The sequence below is a fragment of the Streptomyces ureilyticus genome (assembly GCF_011045025.1).
In the GTDB taxonomy this organism is placed as follows: Bacteria; Actinomycetota; Actinomycetes; order Streptomycetales; family Streptomycetaceae; genus Streptomyces; species Streptomyces ureilyticus.
This window is the reverse complement of sequence record NZ_JAAKZX010000019.1, coordinates 65,589-81,617: the sequence shown is the minus strand read 5'-3', so window position 1 is coordinate 81,617 and position 16,029 is coordinate 65,589. Positions and strand designations below refer to the sequence as shown.

The window sequence follows — 16,029 nt, the reverse complement described above, 5'->3', positions numbered from 1 at the left end:
CTTCCATACCGTTCGGGGTCAAATGAAGTCCCCGACTTCCCGGACTCCCCCTCCCAGCGCCCCCAGGGCCCGAGGGCGTCCCACCACCCGCCCAAGGAGACATCGGTGAGCGCATCCGACACCCCGGACGTCCGACGCCATCTGGAGCGGCTCGCCGCCGAGGGCATCGACGTGGTCCGGGTGATCTATCCCGACCTGATCGGCACCGACCGCGCCCGCGACGTCCTGCTCGACCACCTGCCGTCGGCCTGCGAGCACGGCTTGGCCTTCTGCCGCGCCGTGTACCACACCAGCCCTCAGGGCGACGTCGTCCCGGTCGCGGGCGGTCTGGACGCGGGACTGCCGGACGTCTGCGTGCGCCCGGACCTGTCCACCCTGGCCGCGCTGCCCTGGGAGCCCGGCGTAGCCACCTGCCTCGGCGAGGTCGTCGACCCGGCGACCGGGGCTCCCGCCGCCGAGTCACCGCGCGACCTGCTGCGGGCCGTCCTGGCCCGGTGCGCCGAACACGGACTGCGGCCCGTGGTCGGCCCCGAGCTGGAGTACTTCCTGCTGGAACCCGCCGCGGGGACTCCCACAGGCTGGCGCCGCGCACCGGAGACCACCGGCGCCGTCTACACCGCCGGTCTGCGCGCCGACCCCGGCAACCACCTGCTGCGCACCCTGCGGCACCTGCGCGACCTGGGCATCGGCGTCGTCGCCGGCAACCACGAGTTCGACGGCGGCCAGTACGAGATCAACCTCAGCCACTCGGGCGCCCTGGACGCCGCCGACCGCGCCTTCCGCTTCAAGGCCGCCGTCAAGGAGCTGGCCCGCAAGGAGGGCAAGCTCGCCACCTTCATGGCCAAGCCCTTCGGTGACGCGGGCGGCTCCGGCTTCCACCTCCATCTGTCCTGCCTGGCCCCCGACGAGGAAGGCGCCCACAACGCCTTCGACGACCCTTCCGGCACGTACGGCCTGTCCGCCACCGCCCGGCACGCCGTCGCCGGCATCCTCGCGCACGCGCCCGCGCTCGCCGCACTGGCCAACCCCACGGTCAATTCGTACAAGCGCTTCGGACCCGACACCCTCGCGCCCTGGCTGATCGACTGGGGCCTGGACAACCGCAGCGCCATGCTCCGCATCCCGCCCGAGCGGGGCTCCGGCGCCCGAGTGGAGCTGCGGCTCGGCGACGCCGGCGCCAACCCGTACCTGCTGATCGCCGGCACGATCGCCGCCGCCCTGCTCGGAGTCCGGGCGGGCGAGGAGCCCCCGGCCCCGCTGGAGGGCTACGGCTACGACACGTCCAAGTCCGCCGTACTGCCCACGAACCTGCCCGCGGCCCTCGACGCGCTGGAGGCGGACACGTCCCTGACGGAGCTGCTCGGCAAGGACTTCACCACCTCCTTCCTGAGCTACAAGCGCAATGAGGCCGAACGCTTCCAACGGCACGTCACCGACTGGGAGTTCACCGAGTACGCCTACCACCTGTGACGCCGAGGAGCCGCCGCACCATGAGTACCCCGACCCCGACCCCGACTTCGAGCACGAACGACGCGATACGCGAACCGATGGCCTTGGCCGACGTCGACCTCGCCGACCTGGACAACTTCACCGACGGGGTCACCCCTTGGCGGATGTTCCACACCCTGCGCCACGAGGACCCGGTGCACTGGCAGCCTGAGGAGGCCCCCAACTCCGGTTTCTGGGCGGTGACCCGGCACGCGGACATCGCCGCCGTCGATCGCGACGCGGAGACCTTCACCTCGACGAAGTTCGTGAACCTCGAAGAGGTCGACGACGACCAGATCAAGAGGCGCGCCTCCATCCTGGAGCTCGACGGCGTCCGCCACCGCGCCCTGCGCAGCCTGATCCAGCGCCAGTTCGGCGCGAACGTCATCAACAGCTACACGGACTTCCTGCGCGGCCTGACCGCCACCACGCTGGACGCCGCCCTGGCCAAGGGCAGCTTCGACTTCGTCAAGGAGATCTCGGCCGACTTCCCCATCAATGTGCTGGCCCGTCTCCTCGACGTACCTCCTACGGACAACCAGCAGCTCATCGACTGGGGCAACCGCATCATCGGAAACACCGACCCCGACTACGCCGATGTGCTGCTCCACAGCGAGGAGAGCGAGCAGTACCGCGACCTGCCCTTCCGCTCCCCCGCCTCACTCGAAGTCTTCGAGTACGGGAGGGAGTTGGCCCGCCGACGGCGCGGCGGCGACGGCACGGACCTGGTGTCGAAGCTCGTCAACACCACCCCGCGCGACGGCGTCCCGCTCTCCCCGCGGGACTTCGACAACTACTTCCTGCTCCTGGTCGTCGCCGGCAACGAGACGACCCGCCACACCATCACCCACTCCATGCTGGCCCTCCTCCAGCACCCCGAACAGCTGGCCCGCCTCCAGGAGGATCCCTCGCTGATCCCCACCGCGGTGGAGGAGTTCCTGCGCTGGGCCTCGCCCGTCTACCACTTCCGCCGCACCGCCACCCGCGACGTCGAACTCGGCGGCAAGCAGGTCAGGGAGGGCGACAAGGTCGTCATGTGGTTCGCCTCCGGCAACCGCGACGAGGAGGTCTTCGGCAACCCGTACGACTTCGATGTCACCCGGCAGCACAACGACCACGTCACCTTCGGCAAGGGCAGCCCCCACCTGTGCCTGGGCAACCTGCTCGCCCGTACCGAGATCCGGATCATGTTCGAGGAGCTGATCCCACGCCTCGCGGACATCCGCCTCGCCGGCGAGGTCCCCCGCGTCCGCTCGAACTTCGTCAACGGCATCAAGAAACTGCCCGTCGAGGTCACTCTGGGCTGACGACCCGCGACGCCGGGAGCCACCCGCAACAATCACCCGTCCCGGGTGAGTGCTCACGTCCGCGGTGACCGCACGCTGAACCCGTGGACGGTCTCCAGATCCTTCCGCCGGCCATCACCATGATGGCCGGGCCGCAGATCATGTCGGCGGTCATCTTCGTGACCACACCGAACGCGGTTCGTGTGTCCCTGGGGTTCCTGGGCGGCGTAGCGGTCGCGACGGCGGCCGGAGTGGCCCTCGCATGGGGACTCGCCGTCGACCTGGGCAGCGGGGACGACAACGGCTCGGGCGGCAAGATCATCCAGTATGTGCTCGTCGGCCTGCTGGCGGCGTCGATGGCGAAGAACTGGTTCGGACGGGCGACCGCCGAGCCGCCGAAATGGCTCGGCACGCTGATGACGGCCGACCTGAAGAAGGCGTTCAAGGTCGGACTGCTCGTCATCCTGCTGATGCCGTCGGGACATCGTGATCATGCTGACGGTCGGTGTGCATCTGGAACAGAGCGACTCCGGATACGCAGCGGCGCTTCCGTTCATCGCCCTGACCATCCTGGTGGCCGCGATCCCGTTGCTCGCCCGGCTCCTGTTCCACCGGCGGGCCGAATCCGCCGCGCCGGCGGTACGGGAGTGGGTCGGCACTCATGGCTGGCTCATCACCATCATCGCCTGCGCGATCTTCATCGTCCTGATCCTCACCTGAGGCAAGCGCACATCCCCGCCTGAGACAGGCGGGCCCGACGAATCGAGGAAACGTCATGACGCAGACAGTGCACCGCCGCTCCCCCGAAAAGATGGCTGCTGCCTCCGGACTGGTCGTGTTCGCGGCGGTCATGCTGGTCATCGCCGGTGTCCTCGACATCTTCCGGGGGATCATGGGCATCGCCGGCGACGATCTCTTCGTCACGACGCCGCAGTACGTCTTCCGGTTCGACCTGACCGGGTGGGGCTGGTTCCACCTGATCCTCGGATTCGTGGGGGTCCTCATCGGTGTCAGCCTGTTCAAGGCGGCCCTCCCGGCACGGATCGCGGGTGTGGCGATCGCCGGATTCCTGATCATCGCCAACTTCCTGTCCCTGCCCTACTACCCGGTGTGGTCGATCATCGCGATCGCCCTGTACTCCTTCGTCATCTGGGCACTGTGCGTGGTGCGGCCGGAAACCCACGCCCGCTGAGCAGACCGGCCTCCCGCCCTCTCGTGTGGCTCGTGTGGCGATCATGAACGTGAGGCCGTCAGATGGAACTGAGGCCTCAGTCACGTCGCAAGCCGCACCCAGAGGGCGGTGGCCATGCCCCGCAACACAGCCTCAGCAGCACGCGACACCCGCGATACCCACACCTCGGCGAACGTCCCGGCTTCCGGCCTCGGCGACGCGGAGGCACACCGGGGGCCGACGGGTGACCCGCTGCTGGCGGCGAAGTTCGCGATCCCGGCCGTGCCACGGACCCTCGTACGCCGGCAGCGGCTGCTGGACCGGCTCACCACGGGTACGGCCGGCCCCCTGACGCTGATCACCGGCCCGGCGGGCGCGGGGAAGACGACACTGGCCGCCTCATGGGTGGCCGAGGGGACGGCACCGGGCCCGGTGGTATGGCTGACCGCGGAGCACGAGGACAAGGCGCCCGGGGTGTTCTGGGCGTACGTACTCGAAGCGCTGCACCATCACCGGATCGACCTGCCCGAGGACCCGGACCGGCCCGGGTCCGCCGATTTCGTCGAGCACTCCTTGCTCACGAGGCTCGCGTCCGGACTCGCCCGCCGGCATCGGCCGGTCGTGTTCGTACTCGACGGTCTCGACCAGGTTCCGGTACGCGAGGTGACCTCGGCCCTGGACTTCGTCCTGACCCACGCGGGACAGAGCCTGCGCCTGGTCGTCATCAGCCGGGTCGACCCCCTGCTTCCGCTGCACCGCTACCGCGCCCAGGGCCGGATCTGCGAGGTCCGCAGCGCCGATCTGGCATTCACCCGCCGGGAGGCCACCACACTGCTGCGCGGACATGGTCTCGAGTCCTGCGAGGAAAGCGCCGACACCCTCACAACCCGCACCGGAGGCTGGGCGGCCGGGCTGAGGCTGTGCGCCCTGGAGATGCAACGGACCGACGACCCGAACGGCTTCGCCCGCTCCTTCGCGGCGTCCCAGAGCGCGGTCGCCGACTACCTGCTCGCCGAGGTACTCGACACCCAGCCCGAGACCACCCGCGACCTGCTGATGCGCTCAAGCATTCTCGACCGGGTGCACCCCGACCTGGCGAACACCCTGACGGAACGCGAGGACGCGGAGTGGATCCTGGCCGGGCTCACCCGCGCGGGCGCCTTCGTCGAGTCCGTGGCGGGAACGAGGTGGTGCCGCTTCCAGCCGCTGTTCGCCGAGGTCCTCCGCACCCACCTGCGCCACCACCATCCCGGCCTCGAGCCCCGCCTGCGCCGCCTGGCCGCGGCCTGGCTCGCCGACCACGGCCGACTCACCGAGGCACTGGAGCAGGCGGCCGCGACGGCGGACTGGGAGTGGGCCACCGCCCGCATGGTCGACGACCTGGAGATCGGGCGCCTGCTCACCGGCCCCGAGGCGTACCGGCTGGCGAGCTGCTTCACCGGTATGCCCCGTGATCTCCCCGGAACCGCGCCCGCGCTCGTCGCGGGGGCCTGTGCCGCCGCCCGGTACGACCTGGCGGGCTGCCGGGCGCAACTGGACCGGGCCGAGGAGCACATACGCACCGCCCAAGCACAGCCATCCCCGGAGACACAGCTTGCTCTCTCCCTGCTCCGGCTGCTCAGCTCGCCCGGCGGTGGCGACCGCGACCGCGATGCTGTCCGGGAGGCGGACCGGACCCTGGATCTCGCCGGGCGCGTTCCGCGGTCGCGGCGTGCGGAGCATCCGGAGATCGAGGCGCTGCGGCGGTACGGACTGGCCCGCGGGCTGCTGCTCACCGGACGGCTCGGCGCCGCCCGCACCGCGTTCGCCGCGGCGGCGGACGGCCGCACGGATGCGACCGATGTCGTACGGCACCTCAGTCTCGGGCAGCTGGCCCTGCTGGAATCCCTCCGCGGTGAACTCAACGAGGCCGAGAAACACGCTCGGTTGGCCCTCGCGACCGCCCGCTGCCGCTCCGTCCCGCCGGCCCGGCGGTCCGGGATCGGCCACCTCGCCCTGGCCACCGTCGCCCTCGAACGCGGCGATCTCCGGGACGCCCTCCATCACCTCGACCTCGGTTCCGAGTGCCCCGACGCGGAGCACGACCCGGTCACGTGTACCGAAATGCTGGTGGCGCGCGCCCACCTGAACCGCGCGCAAGGCCGCGGGCGCGCCGCCCTCGCGGCGCTCGAGGATCGTCCGCCGGCGCTTCCGCCCTGGCCGGCGCAGCGCATCGCCCTCGCGGACTCGGCCATTCACGTGGCCCGGGGCGATCCCACGGCGGCGATCAGCGCCCTGCACGAAGCCGGGCCCGACGCGTCGGCGCACGTCATCGCGCTTGCCCGCGCCCACCTCGCGTCAGGAGACCCGGACCGGGCGCTCGGTCTCCTCCCGGCACCGGGCGATCATCGAGACGCGGGAATCACGCAACGGGTCGCCGTCCTTCTGATACGGGCCCATGCCGCGCTCCTCGCCAAGGACACCGAGTCGGCACACAGCACGCTCGGCAGAGCCCTCGCCGTCGCCCGGCCCGAAACACTCCGCCGACCCTTCCTCGAGGCAGGTCCCTGGGTGCGGCACCTCCTGGAGCTGGGGCCTGATGCGGCCCAGAGGCACGCATGGCTGGCAAGCGCTTCGGCTCCGCTGGTCGTGGAGCAGCTCAGCGTTCGCGAGCGTCAAGTGCTCGAGCACTGCGCGCAGGTCATGTCGACCGAGGAGATCGCGGCGGCGATGTGTCTGTCGGTCAACACGGTGAAGACGCACCTGCGGAGCATCTATCGCAAGCTCGTGGTCTCCCGCCGGGGCGAGGCGGTGCGGCGAGCGCGGGAGCTCGGCCTGCTGTGACGAGTTCCGCGTCACCGGCCGCCTGTCCGCAGCCGTCGCCGGGGCCTTCCCGGAGCTGGAAAGGGCCCCGACTCCGGAGCAGACCCTCCTCTTCGGACAGGTCACCGACGAGGCGCACCTCTACGGCCTGCTCCTCCGGTTCCAGGACCTTGGCCTGCAGGTCATCGAAATGCGCCGGCTTCCGGAAGCGTGACGCTTCTTATGCCGCTTACGCCGCTCATGCCGCCGCATCGAGCGGCGGCGCGCCCTTCTCGAACTGCGTCCGATACAGCTCCGCGTACCGCCCACCCACCGCGAGCAACTCCTCATGCGTGCCCCGCTCCACGATCCGTCCCGCCTCGACGACAAGGATCGCGTCGGCGGCCCGTACGGTCGACAACCGATGGGCGATGACCACCGCGGTGCGGCCCGACAGCGCTTCGGTGAGCGCCTCCTGGACAGCGGCTTCAGACGTGTTGTCCAGATGCGCGGTGGCCTCGTCAAGAATGACCACCCGCTGCCGGGCGAGCAGCAGCCGCGCGATCGTCATGCGCTGACGTTCACCGCCGGACAGCCGATAGCCGCGCTCACCGACCACCGTGTCGAGCCCATCGGGCAGCGACCGCACGAGGTCCTCGAGGCGCGCGCGCCGCAGAACGTCCCACAGCTCGTCGTCGCCGGAGGCGTCGGCGTCGGGCCGCGCAAGCAGCAGATTGGCGCGCACCGAGTCGTGAAAGAGGTGCCCGTCCTGGGTGACCATGCCGACAGCGCCCCGCATCGACTCGGCGCTCAGGTCGCGCACGTCGACGCCACCGATGCGCACGGAGCCCTCATCGGTGTCGTACAGCCGCGGCAGCAGTTGCGCGATGGTCGACTTCCCGGCACCGGAGGAACCGACAAGCGCGACGGTCTGCCCGGGTTCGGCACGGAACGAGATGCCGTGCAGCACCTCGGCGCCACCGCGGGTGTCCAACGAGGCCACCTCCTCCAGCGAGGCCAGGGACACCTTGTCCGCGGACGGATAGCCGAAGCGGACATCGGTGAACTCGACGGAGACCGGACCGTCCGGCACCTTCCGGGCACCCGGCTTCTCCTCGATCAGCGGCTTCAGGTCGAGCACCTCGAAGACGCGCTCGAAGCTCACGAGGGCGCTCATGACCTCAACTCGCGCTCCCGCCAAGGAGGTCAGGGGCGCGTACAGGCGGGTGAGCAGCAGCGCCAGCGACACCACGGCGCCCGCCTCCAGGCTGCCGCGCAGCGCGAACCAGCCGCCGAGGCCGTAGACGAGGGCGAGTGCGAGCGCGGAGACGAGGGTCAGCGCGGTGATGAACGCCGTCTGCGCCATGGCCGTACGGACCCCGATGTCGCGCACCCGCCGGGCCCGCGCCGCGAACTCCTCCGACTCGTCCTCGGGGCGTCCGAAGAGCTTGATGAGCGTGGCGCCGGGCGCGGAGAAGCGTTCGGTCATGCGGGTGCCCATCGCGGCGTTCAGGTCGGCGGCCTCGCGCTGGAGTTTCGCCATCCGGCGGCCCATGCGGCGGGCGGGGACGACGAACACCGGGAGCAGGACCAGGGCGAGCAGCGTGATCTGCCAGGACAGGGTGAGCATGACGGCGAGGGTGAGCAGCAGCGTCACGAGGTTGCCGACCACTTGGGACAGGGTGTTGCTGAACGCCCGCTGGGCGCCGATCACGTCGTTGTTGAGGCGGCTGACGAGCGCTCCCGTACGGGTACGGGTGAAGAACGCGACCGGCATGCGCTGCACATGATCGAAGACCGCGGTCCGCAGATCGAGGATGAGTCCCTCGCCGAGCCTCGACGAGAGCCAGCGGCTCGCAAGGCCCAGCGCCGCCTCGGCGAACGCGATCAGGGCGATGAGCAGGGCAAGGCGTACGACCGTGCCCTCCTCGCCGCCGGACACGATCGCGTCCACGACCCGTCCGGCGAGGACCGGCGTCGCCACCGCGAGCAGCGCGGTCGCCACGCTGAGCAGGACGAACTGCCCGATACGGCGACGGTGTGGACGGGCGAAACCGGCGATGCGGCGCAGCGTCGCGCGGGCGAGGGGTCGGCGTTCCTGCTGGGCGTTCATGACGCTGTGCAGCTGCATCCAGGCTGTGGTTTCCATGCTCATGAGAACGACGCTAGGACCTCAAGCAACCTTGAGGTCAAGAGGTGCGGGCGGTGAACGCATGATCCAAGGACGTGCGCGGCGCGTAAGCCGCCGTCCCCGTGCACGCAACCCCCCGTTGGCACGGCACGGAAAGCCTTTCCCGGTGTGACGGACGTACGACTTCCCCGCACCCTCCGCCGACGCATCCCGGTCCGCCAGATCCTGTGCCTGCTTCCGCTCGCCCTCGTGGCCGTGGTCGCGGTGCGCCACTGGCCCGTGCTCGTGGACGGCTTCGGCCACCTGGCGACGGCCAAGTGGCCCTGGCTGCTGGCGGCCGGGGCGGCGACCTGTCTCACCTGGGTCGCGGCGGCCGTCACCCGGCAGGGCGCCCTGGTCGAGCGGCTGCCCAAATGCCGCCTGCTCGCCACGCAGTTCGCGGCGAACACCGCCAACCATCTGCTGCCGACCGGACTCGGCGCGAGCGCCGTCAACCTCCGTTTCATGGCGGTGTGCGGGATCCCGCTGGCCCGCTCCTCGGCCGCGCTCGCGCTCTATCTGCTCGCGGAGTCCATAGCCAGGACCGGACTGCTGCTGGCCCTGCTGATCGCCTTCCCCGACGCGCTGCGCCCCGACAAGCTCATCCCGGACGCGGCGGTCGGTCCGCTGCTGATCGCCGCCGGTGCGGCGGTGTGCGTCGCGGTGGCGGCCCTGCTGCTCGTACGACGGCTGCGCACCGCCGTGTTCACCTTCCTGCGGACCGCCCTGGGTGAGGCGCGCTCCGTACACACCCGGCCGGCGCGCGCGCTCGCGTTGTGGGGCGGCTCACTCTCCTTCCCCATCCTGCAGGCGGCCGGACTGGTCGCGGTGGGCCTTGCGTTGGGGCTGCCGGTGTCTCCGCTGCACATCGTGGTCGCGTATCTGGCCGCGACCGTCGCCGTCGCCCTCATCCCCACGCCGGGCGGTATCGGCTCGGTCGAGGCCGCGCTGATCGTCGCGCTGGTGGCGGCCGGCGGCCCGGCAGCCGTGGCGACGGCGGTCGTACTCGCCTACCGCATCATCACGGTGTGGCTGCCGCTGCTGCCGGGGGCGTTGACGCTGGGCGCGCTGGTGCGCCTGAAGATGATCTGAGCCCCACGCGAGCCGACGGCGGATCCTCGAGCCGACGGCAGATCCTGGCCATCTTGGGCGCCGCGAAGAAGGGGGACGAGCCCCACCCGCGAGTCGTCGATGATCACTCCACGCAAGCCCTCCCCCAGACACGCCGGGCGTCCACACACCCCATGCGCCTACGACGATGGCCGGAATCAGAACGGCCCAGGGGCGAGGCATGCGCGCCGATACGGCAGGATGAGCGAGCCCGCCGGTTTTCGCACAGACGTACCGGCGGGAGCGCACATCCCGGAATCGAGCAGCAGGTGACGAAGTGACGAGACATCACATACCGGGCGTACGCCCCCTTCCCAGCACGACGGGAGGCAGCTGGTGAACCGCGACCTCACCGCACACGACATGATCATCGCCGGCGTCTGGGTGGCCGTCGGGCTTGCGGCGGGCGTCGGGCTGCGGATGCTGCTGCGCTGGCTGCGCAAGCACGCGGACCGCACGCGATGGAACGGGGACGACGTCATCGTCGACTCGCTGCGCGCGCTGGTGCCGCTCGCGGCGCTGGCCGGCGGTGTGGCCGCCGCCGCGGCGGCCCTGCCCTTGACGAGCCGGGTCAATCACAACGTCAACCAAGTCCTGACGGTTCTCCTCATCCTCGCCTCCACCATCACGGCGGCGCGCATCGTCACGGGCTTGGTACGGGCGGTGACCCAGTCACGGCAGGGCGTCGCCGGATCGGCCACGATCTTCGTCAACATCACCCGTGTCGTCGTGCTGGCGATCGGCATCCTGATCGTCCTGCAGACCCTGGGCATCTCCATCGCCCCGCTGCTCACCGCCCTCGGCGTCGGCGGCCTCGCGGTCGCCCTCGCCCTCCAGGACACCCTCGCGAACCTCTTCGCGGGCATCCACATCCTCGCCTCGAAGACGATCCAGCCGGGTGACTACATCCGGCTGACGAGCGGTGAGGAGGGCTACGTCGTCGACATCAACTGGCGCAACACCGTCGTACGTAATCTCTCCAACAACCTTGTGATCATCCCCAACGCCCAGCTGTCCAGCACGAACATGACCAACTACAGCCGTCCCGAACAGGAGATGACGCTCACCGTCCAGGTCGGGGTCGGCTACGACAGCGACCTGGAGCAGGTCGAGCGGGTGACCTCCGAGGTCGTGATGGAGGTGATGACGGAGGTCGAGGGCGCCATGCCCGAGCACGAACCCGCCATCCGGTTCCACACGTTCGGGGATTCACGGATCAGTTTCACGGTCATCCTGGGGGTCGGCGAGTTCAGCGACCAGTACCGGATCAAGCACGAGTTCATCAAGCGGCTGCACACGCGCTACCGGGTCGAGGGCATCAGGATCCCCTCCCCCGCGCGGACGATCGCGCTGCAGAACGGCGGCCCGAAGGACGTCGGGGTCATTCCGCCGCAGTGGGACGGCGTCACGACCATCTCCGTAGACGCGCAGAAAGCATGAGCCGAGCGGGAGGTCACCGTGTCAATGCCGGTGACCTCCCTGGCAGTTGGGCCGCCCCGAGGCAATCCGGCCGCCGTCAGGGTACGTACGTGGCGGTCAGGGCACGTACGTCGCGTTCTGCGCCGTGGCGACCACCTGCTGCCCGTTGGCCTGGGTGAGCCGGCCCGCGGACACCCACGCGTCCACCGTCGACCGCACCCGCGTCACCAGGGCGGCCTTGTTGGCGAACGGCGCCCCCGCCCAGATCTCGTCGAGCAGCGTCGTCCCGTCGGACTTCGCCGGATTGGCGACCCCGGAGTCCGTGTTCCCGAACACGACCTTGGGCTCGGCCCGGCGGACATAGGCGTGTGTCCGGTCCTCGGTGCCCTCGTAGAACGGGGCGAACTCCGTGCCGTTCAGTGTGTAGTGAAGCGGCTTGCCGGACACCGGTGTCAGTGAGGGCAGCAGGTCGCCGGAGAGGGCGGCGTTCTTGTAGAGCCCGACCTGGAGGTGGCTGGTGCTGGAGTTGCGGCCCACCAGGTTGACCGGGCCGTAGAACAGCGTCTGCAGGGTCGGGTCGTCGAGCGCCTTCTCGACCCGGAGCCGGAACGGGATGGTGACCCGTACGGTGTCGCCGCTGCGCCACGCCCGGGAGATCGTGAAGTAGCTGCCGGGGCTGGGAGTTCCGCTGACCGCACTGCCGTTGACGGTCACCCGGAAGCCGCCGGTCGCCCAGGACGGCACGCGCAGCTTCAGGTCGAAGGTCGCGCTGCCGCCGCTGACCGTGAGCGTGGTGCCCTGCTCCCTCGGGTAGTCCGTGGCCTGCGTGACGGTGACGCCCTTCGCGGACCAGGTCAGCGTGGAGGGGCTGTACAGGTTGACGTACAGGTCGGAGTTGTCGGCCTTCGTGAAGTACACCGAGTCCTGGTACTTGGTGGCGCTCTCCATGCCGGTGCCCTCGCAGCAGGTGGTGCCCTGCTTGGGCGTGTAGTCGCGTACGTGCCCGGGGGTGAGGCCGATGAAGTACGTAACCAGCGGCTTCTCCGCGTCCGCCTTGTCCTGCTTGGAGCCGAGGACCTGGTTGTACAGGCCCCGCTCGTAGTAGTCCATGTACTTCGGGTCCTGGTCGTGGAAGAACAGCATCCGGCTCAGCTTGAGCAGGTTGTACGCGCAGCAGGTCTCGGCGCTGGTGTCGCTGATCGTGCCCGCGACGAGCCCTCGGGCCTTCCAGAACTCGCCCGTGCTCGTCCCGCCGATGCCGAACATGCGGTGCGGGATGACCATGCCCCAGAAGTTCTTGGCGGCGGTGAGGTATCGGGCCTCGCCCGTCGCGTCGTACAGCCGCACGTAGCCGGTGAAGATCGGGATGTGCTGGTTGGCGTGCAGGCCGTTGAGGATGTCCGTGTTCGCGGCGCAGGCGTCGATGAGCTTGTCGAGGTCGAACAGCTTGGCCAGCGCGAGGTGTTCGGCCTTGCCGGTGATCGAGTGCAGGTCGACGATCGTCTCGACGATGCCGCCGAACTCGCCGCTGGAGAAGATGCCCCACATCCGCTGGAGGGTGGAGTCGGGCAGCTTGGACAGCCGGGAGTACATCCAGTCGCACATGCCGGACGCGAGGTCGAGCGCCCGGTCGTCGTCGGTGGCGAGGTACGCGTCCAGGAGACCCTTGAGGATCTTGTGCGCCGTGTAGTAGGGCGCCCAGACCTTGGTGTAGTCGCCGCTGGTCATCGACTCCAGCTGGATGAACTGCGTCTCCGGGTACGCGGCGAGGAACCCGGGATGGCTCGGCCCGCCCCAGGTGCGGCGCAGGGTGGCGGTGAGATTGCGCCCTGAGGCGTCCGCGAAGGTGCCGCCGGTGGTGGCCGAGAAGTAGTACGACGCGAGGTTGCCGAGCCCCGCGGAGGACGTCTTGGCCTCGTTGGTCTGCAGCGAGGTGATCTGGGCCGCGGTCAGGGCCCGTGAGTAGACGTTGAACTCGTCGAAGGCGCCCGCGAACACGGGGTCGGTGAAGAAGTGGGAGCGGCCCAGCCAGTTGTTCGTCAGGGTGCCGAGCGCCGCCGGGTTGAGGGTCATCGAGGTGTTCTGGGCGACGCGTGCGCCGTTGACGTAGAGCGTGCCGGTGTTCCCGGAGATGGTCACCGCCAGGTGGCTCCACTGGTTCAGCGGCAGTGCGGCGGTGCCGTTGAGGCCCTGCTCCCCGCCCGGGCCGTTGGTGGTGATGGCGAAGCGCGGTACTCCGCTGCCGTTGCGTGCGGCCAGATACATGTACCGGGTGGTGTTGTTGCCGAAGTCGAAGATCCGCTGCCAGTTGGCGTTGTGCGTGGGCTTCACCCAGACCGACAGGGTGATCGCCGCGGCACCGCCGAGCACGGCGGCCGGGAGGTCGACGTACTGGTACGAGCCCCGGACGTTCTCGTGCGCGCCGCCCCACTTCCCGGCGACGGCAAGCATCTTCGGGTCGCCGCGCAGTGCCGTGCGCACCTCGGTCAGTGCGCCGATCATGGTGCGGATCTTGTCGGCGTACGCCTGGTCGCCGGTGGACGCGTAAGCCTGCGAAAGCATGGTCAGGAAGTGGCCGGTGTAGTGGCCGCGGAGGTTGCCGTTGGCCTCGCCGTCCAGGCCCTCCCAGCCGCCGGGGGCGACCGCGCCGCCCGTGGAGAGGCCGGCGTTGGCGCGGTAGACCTGGAGCAGCCGGTTCACGTCGTAGCCGCGGCCGTGGTCGAGCATCAACTGGCGCTTGCCGGCGAAGATGCCCTGCCCGAGCTTCACGTCCTCCAGCTCGAACGGCCGCACCGCCCAGGCGGACGGCACCGGCAGCCCGGCCGCGACGGCGACCGCCGCCGCGGAGGCACCACTCCCGGCGGCGGCGCGGCCGACGGGGATCGCGGATATCACCGGGGTCGCGGCGACCAGGGCGGCGGCGCGGAACAGGGATCGTCTGGAGGGGGCTGACGCCATGGGGGGGCCTCTTCTTGCTCAAGCTTCTGGTCAGGGGGGAGTTGTCCGATATATCGATCAAGGTTCGGATAACCGACCAGAACGTAAAAGGCGGACAGGAGCACGTCAATGGTTACGTCACGATTGGCACCGAGTGCACCTTCCGCATCACTGGAAGCAGAAGTCGCGAGCGTTCACGAAGTCTTGACGCCGCCCCACCTGCACCTTACGTTCTGACCGGCTTACCGAACTCCGTTCGAAATGTCGGCCGTTGGCCGGTGCGTGAAGGGTGCTCGACAGCGCATGCGGCAACGTTCCGCGGTCGGGTGGCCACTCAAAGGCGACATCCGTCCGGACAGGAAGAGGAAGCCTCATGCGCACAGTCGGTGTGCTCGCCGGATTACTCGTGTTGGGGGTCGCGGTGCCGACGACGACAGCAACGGCGACAGCGACAGCCGAGGAGACGTCAGCCGCCGCCACGCCCACCATTGCCGTGGCCGTGAACGGCGACGACTCCGCTCCCGGAACGCTCGCGCGTCCGCTGCGGACCATTCAGAAGGCCGTGGACAAGGCGCGGCCCGGTGACGTCATCGCCGTCCGCGGCGGTACGTACGGGATGACCGACAACATCACCATCACCACCTCGGGCACGGCGTCCCAGCCGATCACCCTGGAGGCGTACCAGGGTGAACGCGTCGTCGTCGACGGGGAGCGACTGCCCGCCAGTCACACACCTGTTGGCGGCAGCATCCCGCGTGCCGAGCGCGGCGCCATCCACCAGGAAGCGTCCCACTGGCGGATCTCGCGCCTGGAGATCGTGAGCGGCCCGTACGGCGTCTACTGCGACGGCTGCAACAACAACGTCTTCTCCGGCCTGCGCACCCACGACAACTACGAGTCCGGCTTCCAGCTTCAGGGCGCCTCCAGCAACAACCAGATCCTGAACCTGGACAGTTACGGCAACCGCGATCCGCGCAAGAACGGCGAGAGCGCGGACGGGCTCGCCATCAAGGAGGGCAGCGGGAGCGGCAACGTGGTGCGGGGCGCGCGGCTGTGGAACAACGTCGACGACGGCTTCGACGCCTGGGAGTTCACCTCGCCGATCGTCATCGAGGACACGGTCGCGTACGGCAACGGCTTCAACCGCTGGAACTTCCCCGACTTCGCGGGCGACGGCAACGGCTTCAAGATGGGCGGCGGCGATCCCGACCCGTCCGTCGCCCACACCCTGCGCAACAGCGTCTCGTTCAAGAACGCCCAGCACGGCATCACCGACAACGGCAACCCCGGAGCGCTCGCGCTGAGCCGCAACTCCACCTTCGGCAACGCCGGTACGGGCTTCGACGCCGACGGTGCGGGATCGCGTGCCGTACTGAAGGAGAACCTGTCGGTCGCGGACGGGCGGGCCGCCGCCGTCGGCTCGGGCACCGTCGCCACCGGAAACTCCTGGAATTTGGGCGGCAGTTGGGGCGAGTCGTCCGTCCAGAGCACGAACCCGGCCGCGATCACGGGGCCCCGCGACGCCGACGGCTCGCTGCCGTCCGCCGCGGGCTTCCTGGTCCCGCGTGACGGCACGGCCATCGGGGCGCGCCTGTGAACTGACCGTGGCGTACGGCCCGTTCCGCAGGGCCCCGAACACCAAGTAGGGCCCATGGGACGGGCCGTAC

Annotated in this window: 10 protein-coding genes and 1 pseudogene; 9 read left to right on the top strand and 2 right to left on the bottom strand. The window is 69.8% G+C overall.

What is annotated here, in order from left to right; all coding sequences use genetic code 11:
* Positions 1-105 precede the first annotated feature (105 nt).
* From G6048_RS09170 to G6048_RS09150, 6 genes and pseudogenes are all read left to right on the top strand, one after another.
* Positions 106-1,470 (top strand): glutamine synthetase family protein, encoded by a 1,365-nt coding sequence (locus tag G6048_RS09170; protein ID WP_165338964.1) that lies wholly within the window; start codon positions 106-108, stop codon positions 1,468-1,470.
* 20 nt (positions 1,471-1,490) lie between these two features.
* Entirely contained in the window at positions 1,491-2,795 is a 1,305-nt protein-coding gene (locus tag G6048_RS09165; RefSeq protein ID WP_165338963.1) for a cytochrome P450, read from the top strand.
* Between the two features lie 119 nt (positions 2,796-2,914).
* Positions 2,915-3,193, top strand: a pseudogene (locus G6048_RS50855) (GAP family protein); the annotation flags it as partial.
* A gap of 73 nt (positions 3,194-3,266) precedes the next feature.
* Positions 3,267-3,494, top strand: a complete 228-nt coding sequence (locus tag G6048_RS50850) for a GAP family protein (RefSeq protein ID WP_268978656.1) — start codon at positions 3,267-3,269, stop codon at positions 3,492-3,494.
* Between the two features lie 55 nt (positions 3,495-3,549).
* Positions 3,550-3,966, top strand: coding sequence for a DUF7144 family membrane protein (locus tag G6048_RS09155; RefSeq protein ID WP_165338962.1), 417 nt, complete (start codon positions 3,550-3,552; stop codon positions 3,964-3,966).
* A 114-nt stretch (positions 3,967-4,080) separates the two neighbouring features.
* Positions 4,081-6,768: a LuxR C-terminal-related transcriptional regulator gene (locus G6048_RS09150; protein ID WP_165338961.1), complete on the top strand. Its 2,688-nt coding sequence runs from the start codon at positions 4,081-4,083 to the stop codon at positions 6,766-6,768.
* 217 nt (positions 6,769-6,985) lie between these two features.
* Here G6048_RS09150 and G6048_RS09145 read toward each other — a convergent pair whose 3' ends face one another.
* Complete coding sequence (locus G6048_RS09145) at positions 6,986-8,875, bottom strand: ABC transporter ATP-binding protein (protein ID WP_206341374.1); 1,890 nt, start codon at positions 8,873-8,875, stop codon at positions 6,986-6,988.
* A gap of 150 nt (positions 8,876-9,025) precedes the next feature.
* Between G6048_RS09145 and G6048_RS09140 the strand changes: the two genes are divergently transcribed.
* On the top strand, positions 9,026-9,988 hold the full coding sequence (locus G6048_RS09140; protein WP_165338959.1) for a lysylphosphatidylglycerol synthase transmembrane domain-containing protein: 963 nt from the start codon (positions 9,026-9,028) through the stop codon (positions 9,986-9,988).
* Between the two features lie 354 nt (positions 9,989-10,342).
* Positions 10,343-11,446 (top strand): mechanosensitive ion channel family protein, encoded by a 1,104-nt coding sequence (locus G6048_RS09135; protein WP_165338958.1) that lies wholly within the window; start codon positions 10,343-10,345, stop codon positions 11,444-11,446.
* A gap of 96 nt (positions 11,447-11,542) precedes the next feature.
* On the opposite strand, the gene G6048_RS09130 is transcribed toward G6048_RS09135, so the two are convergent.
* A complete protein-coding gene (locus tag G6048_RS09130) occupies positions 11,543-14,383 on the bottom strand; it encodes a beta-L-arabinofuranosidase domain-containing protein (protein ID WP_165338957.1) in 2,841 nt (946 codons plus the stop codon).
* 352 nt (positions 14,384-14,735) lie between these two features.
* Between G6048_RS09130 and G6048_RS09125 the strand changes: the two genes are divergently transcribed.
* Positions 14,736-15,959, top strand: coding sequence for a right-handed parallel beta-helix repeat-containing protein (locus G6048_RS09125; protein ID WP_165338956.1), 1,224 nt, complete (start codon positions 14,736-14,738; stop codon positions 15,957-15,959).
* Positions 15,960-16,029: the final 70 nt, after the last annotated feature.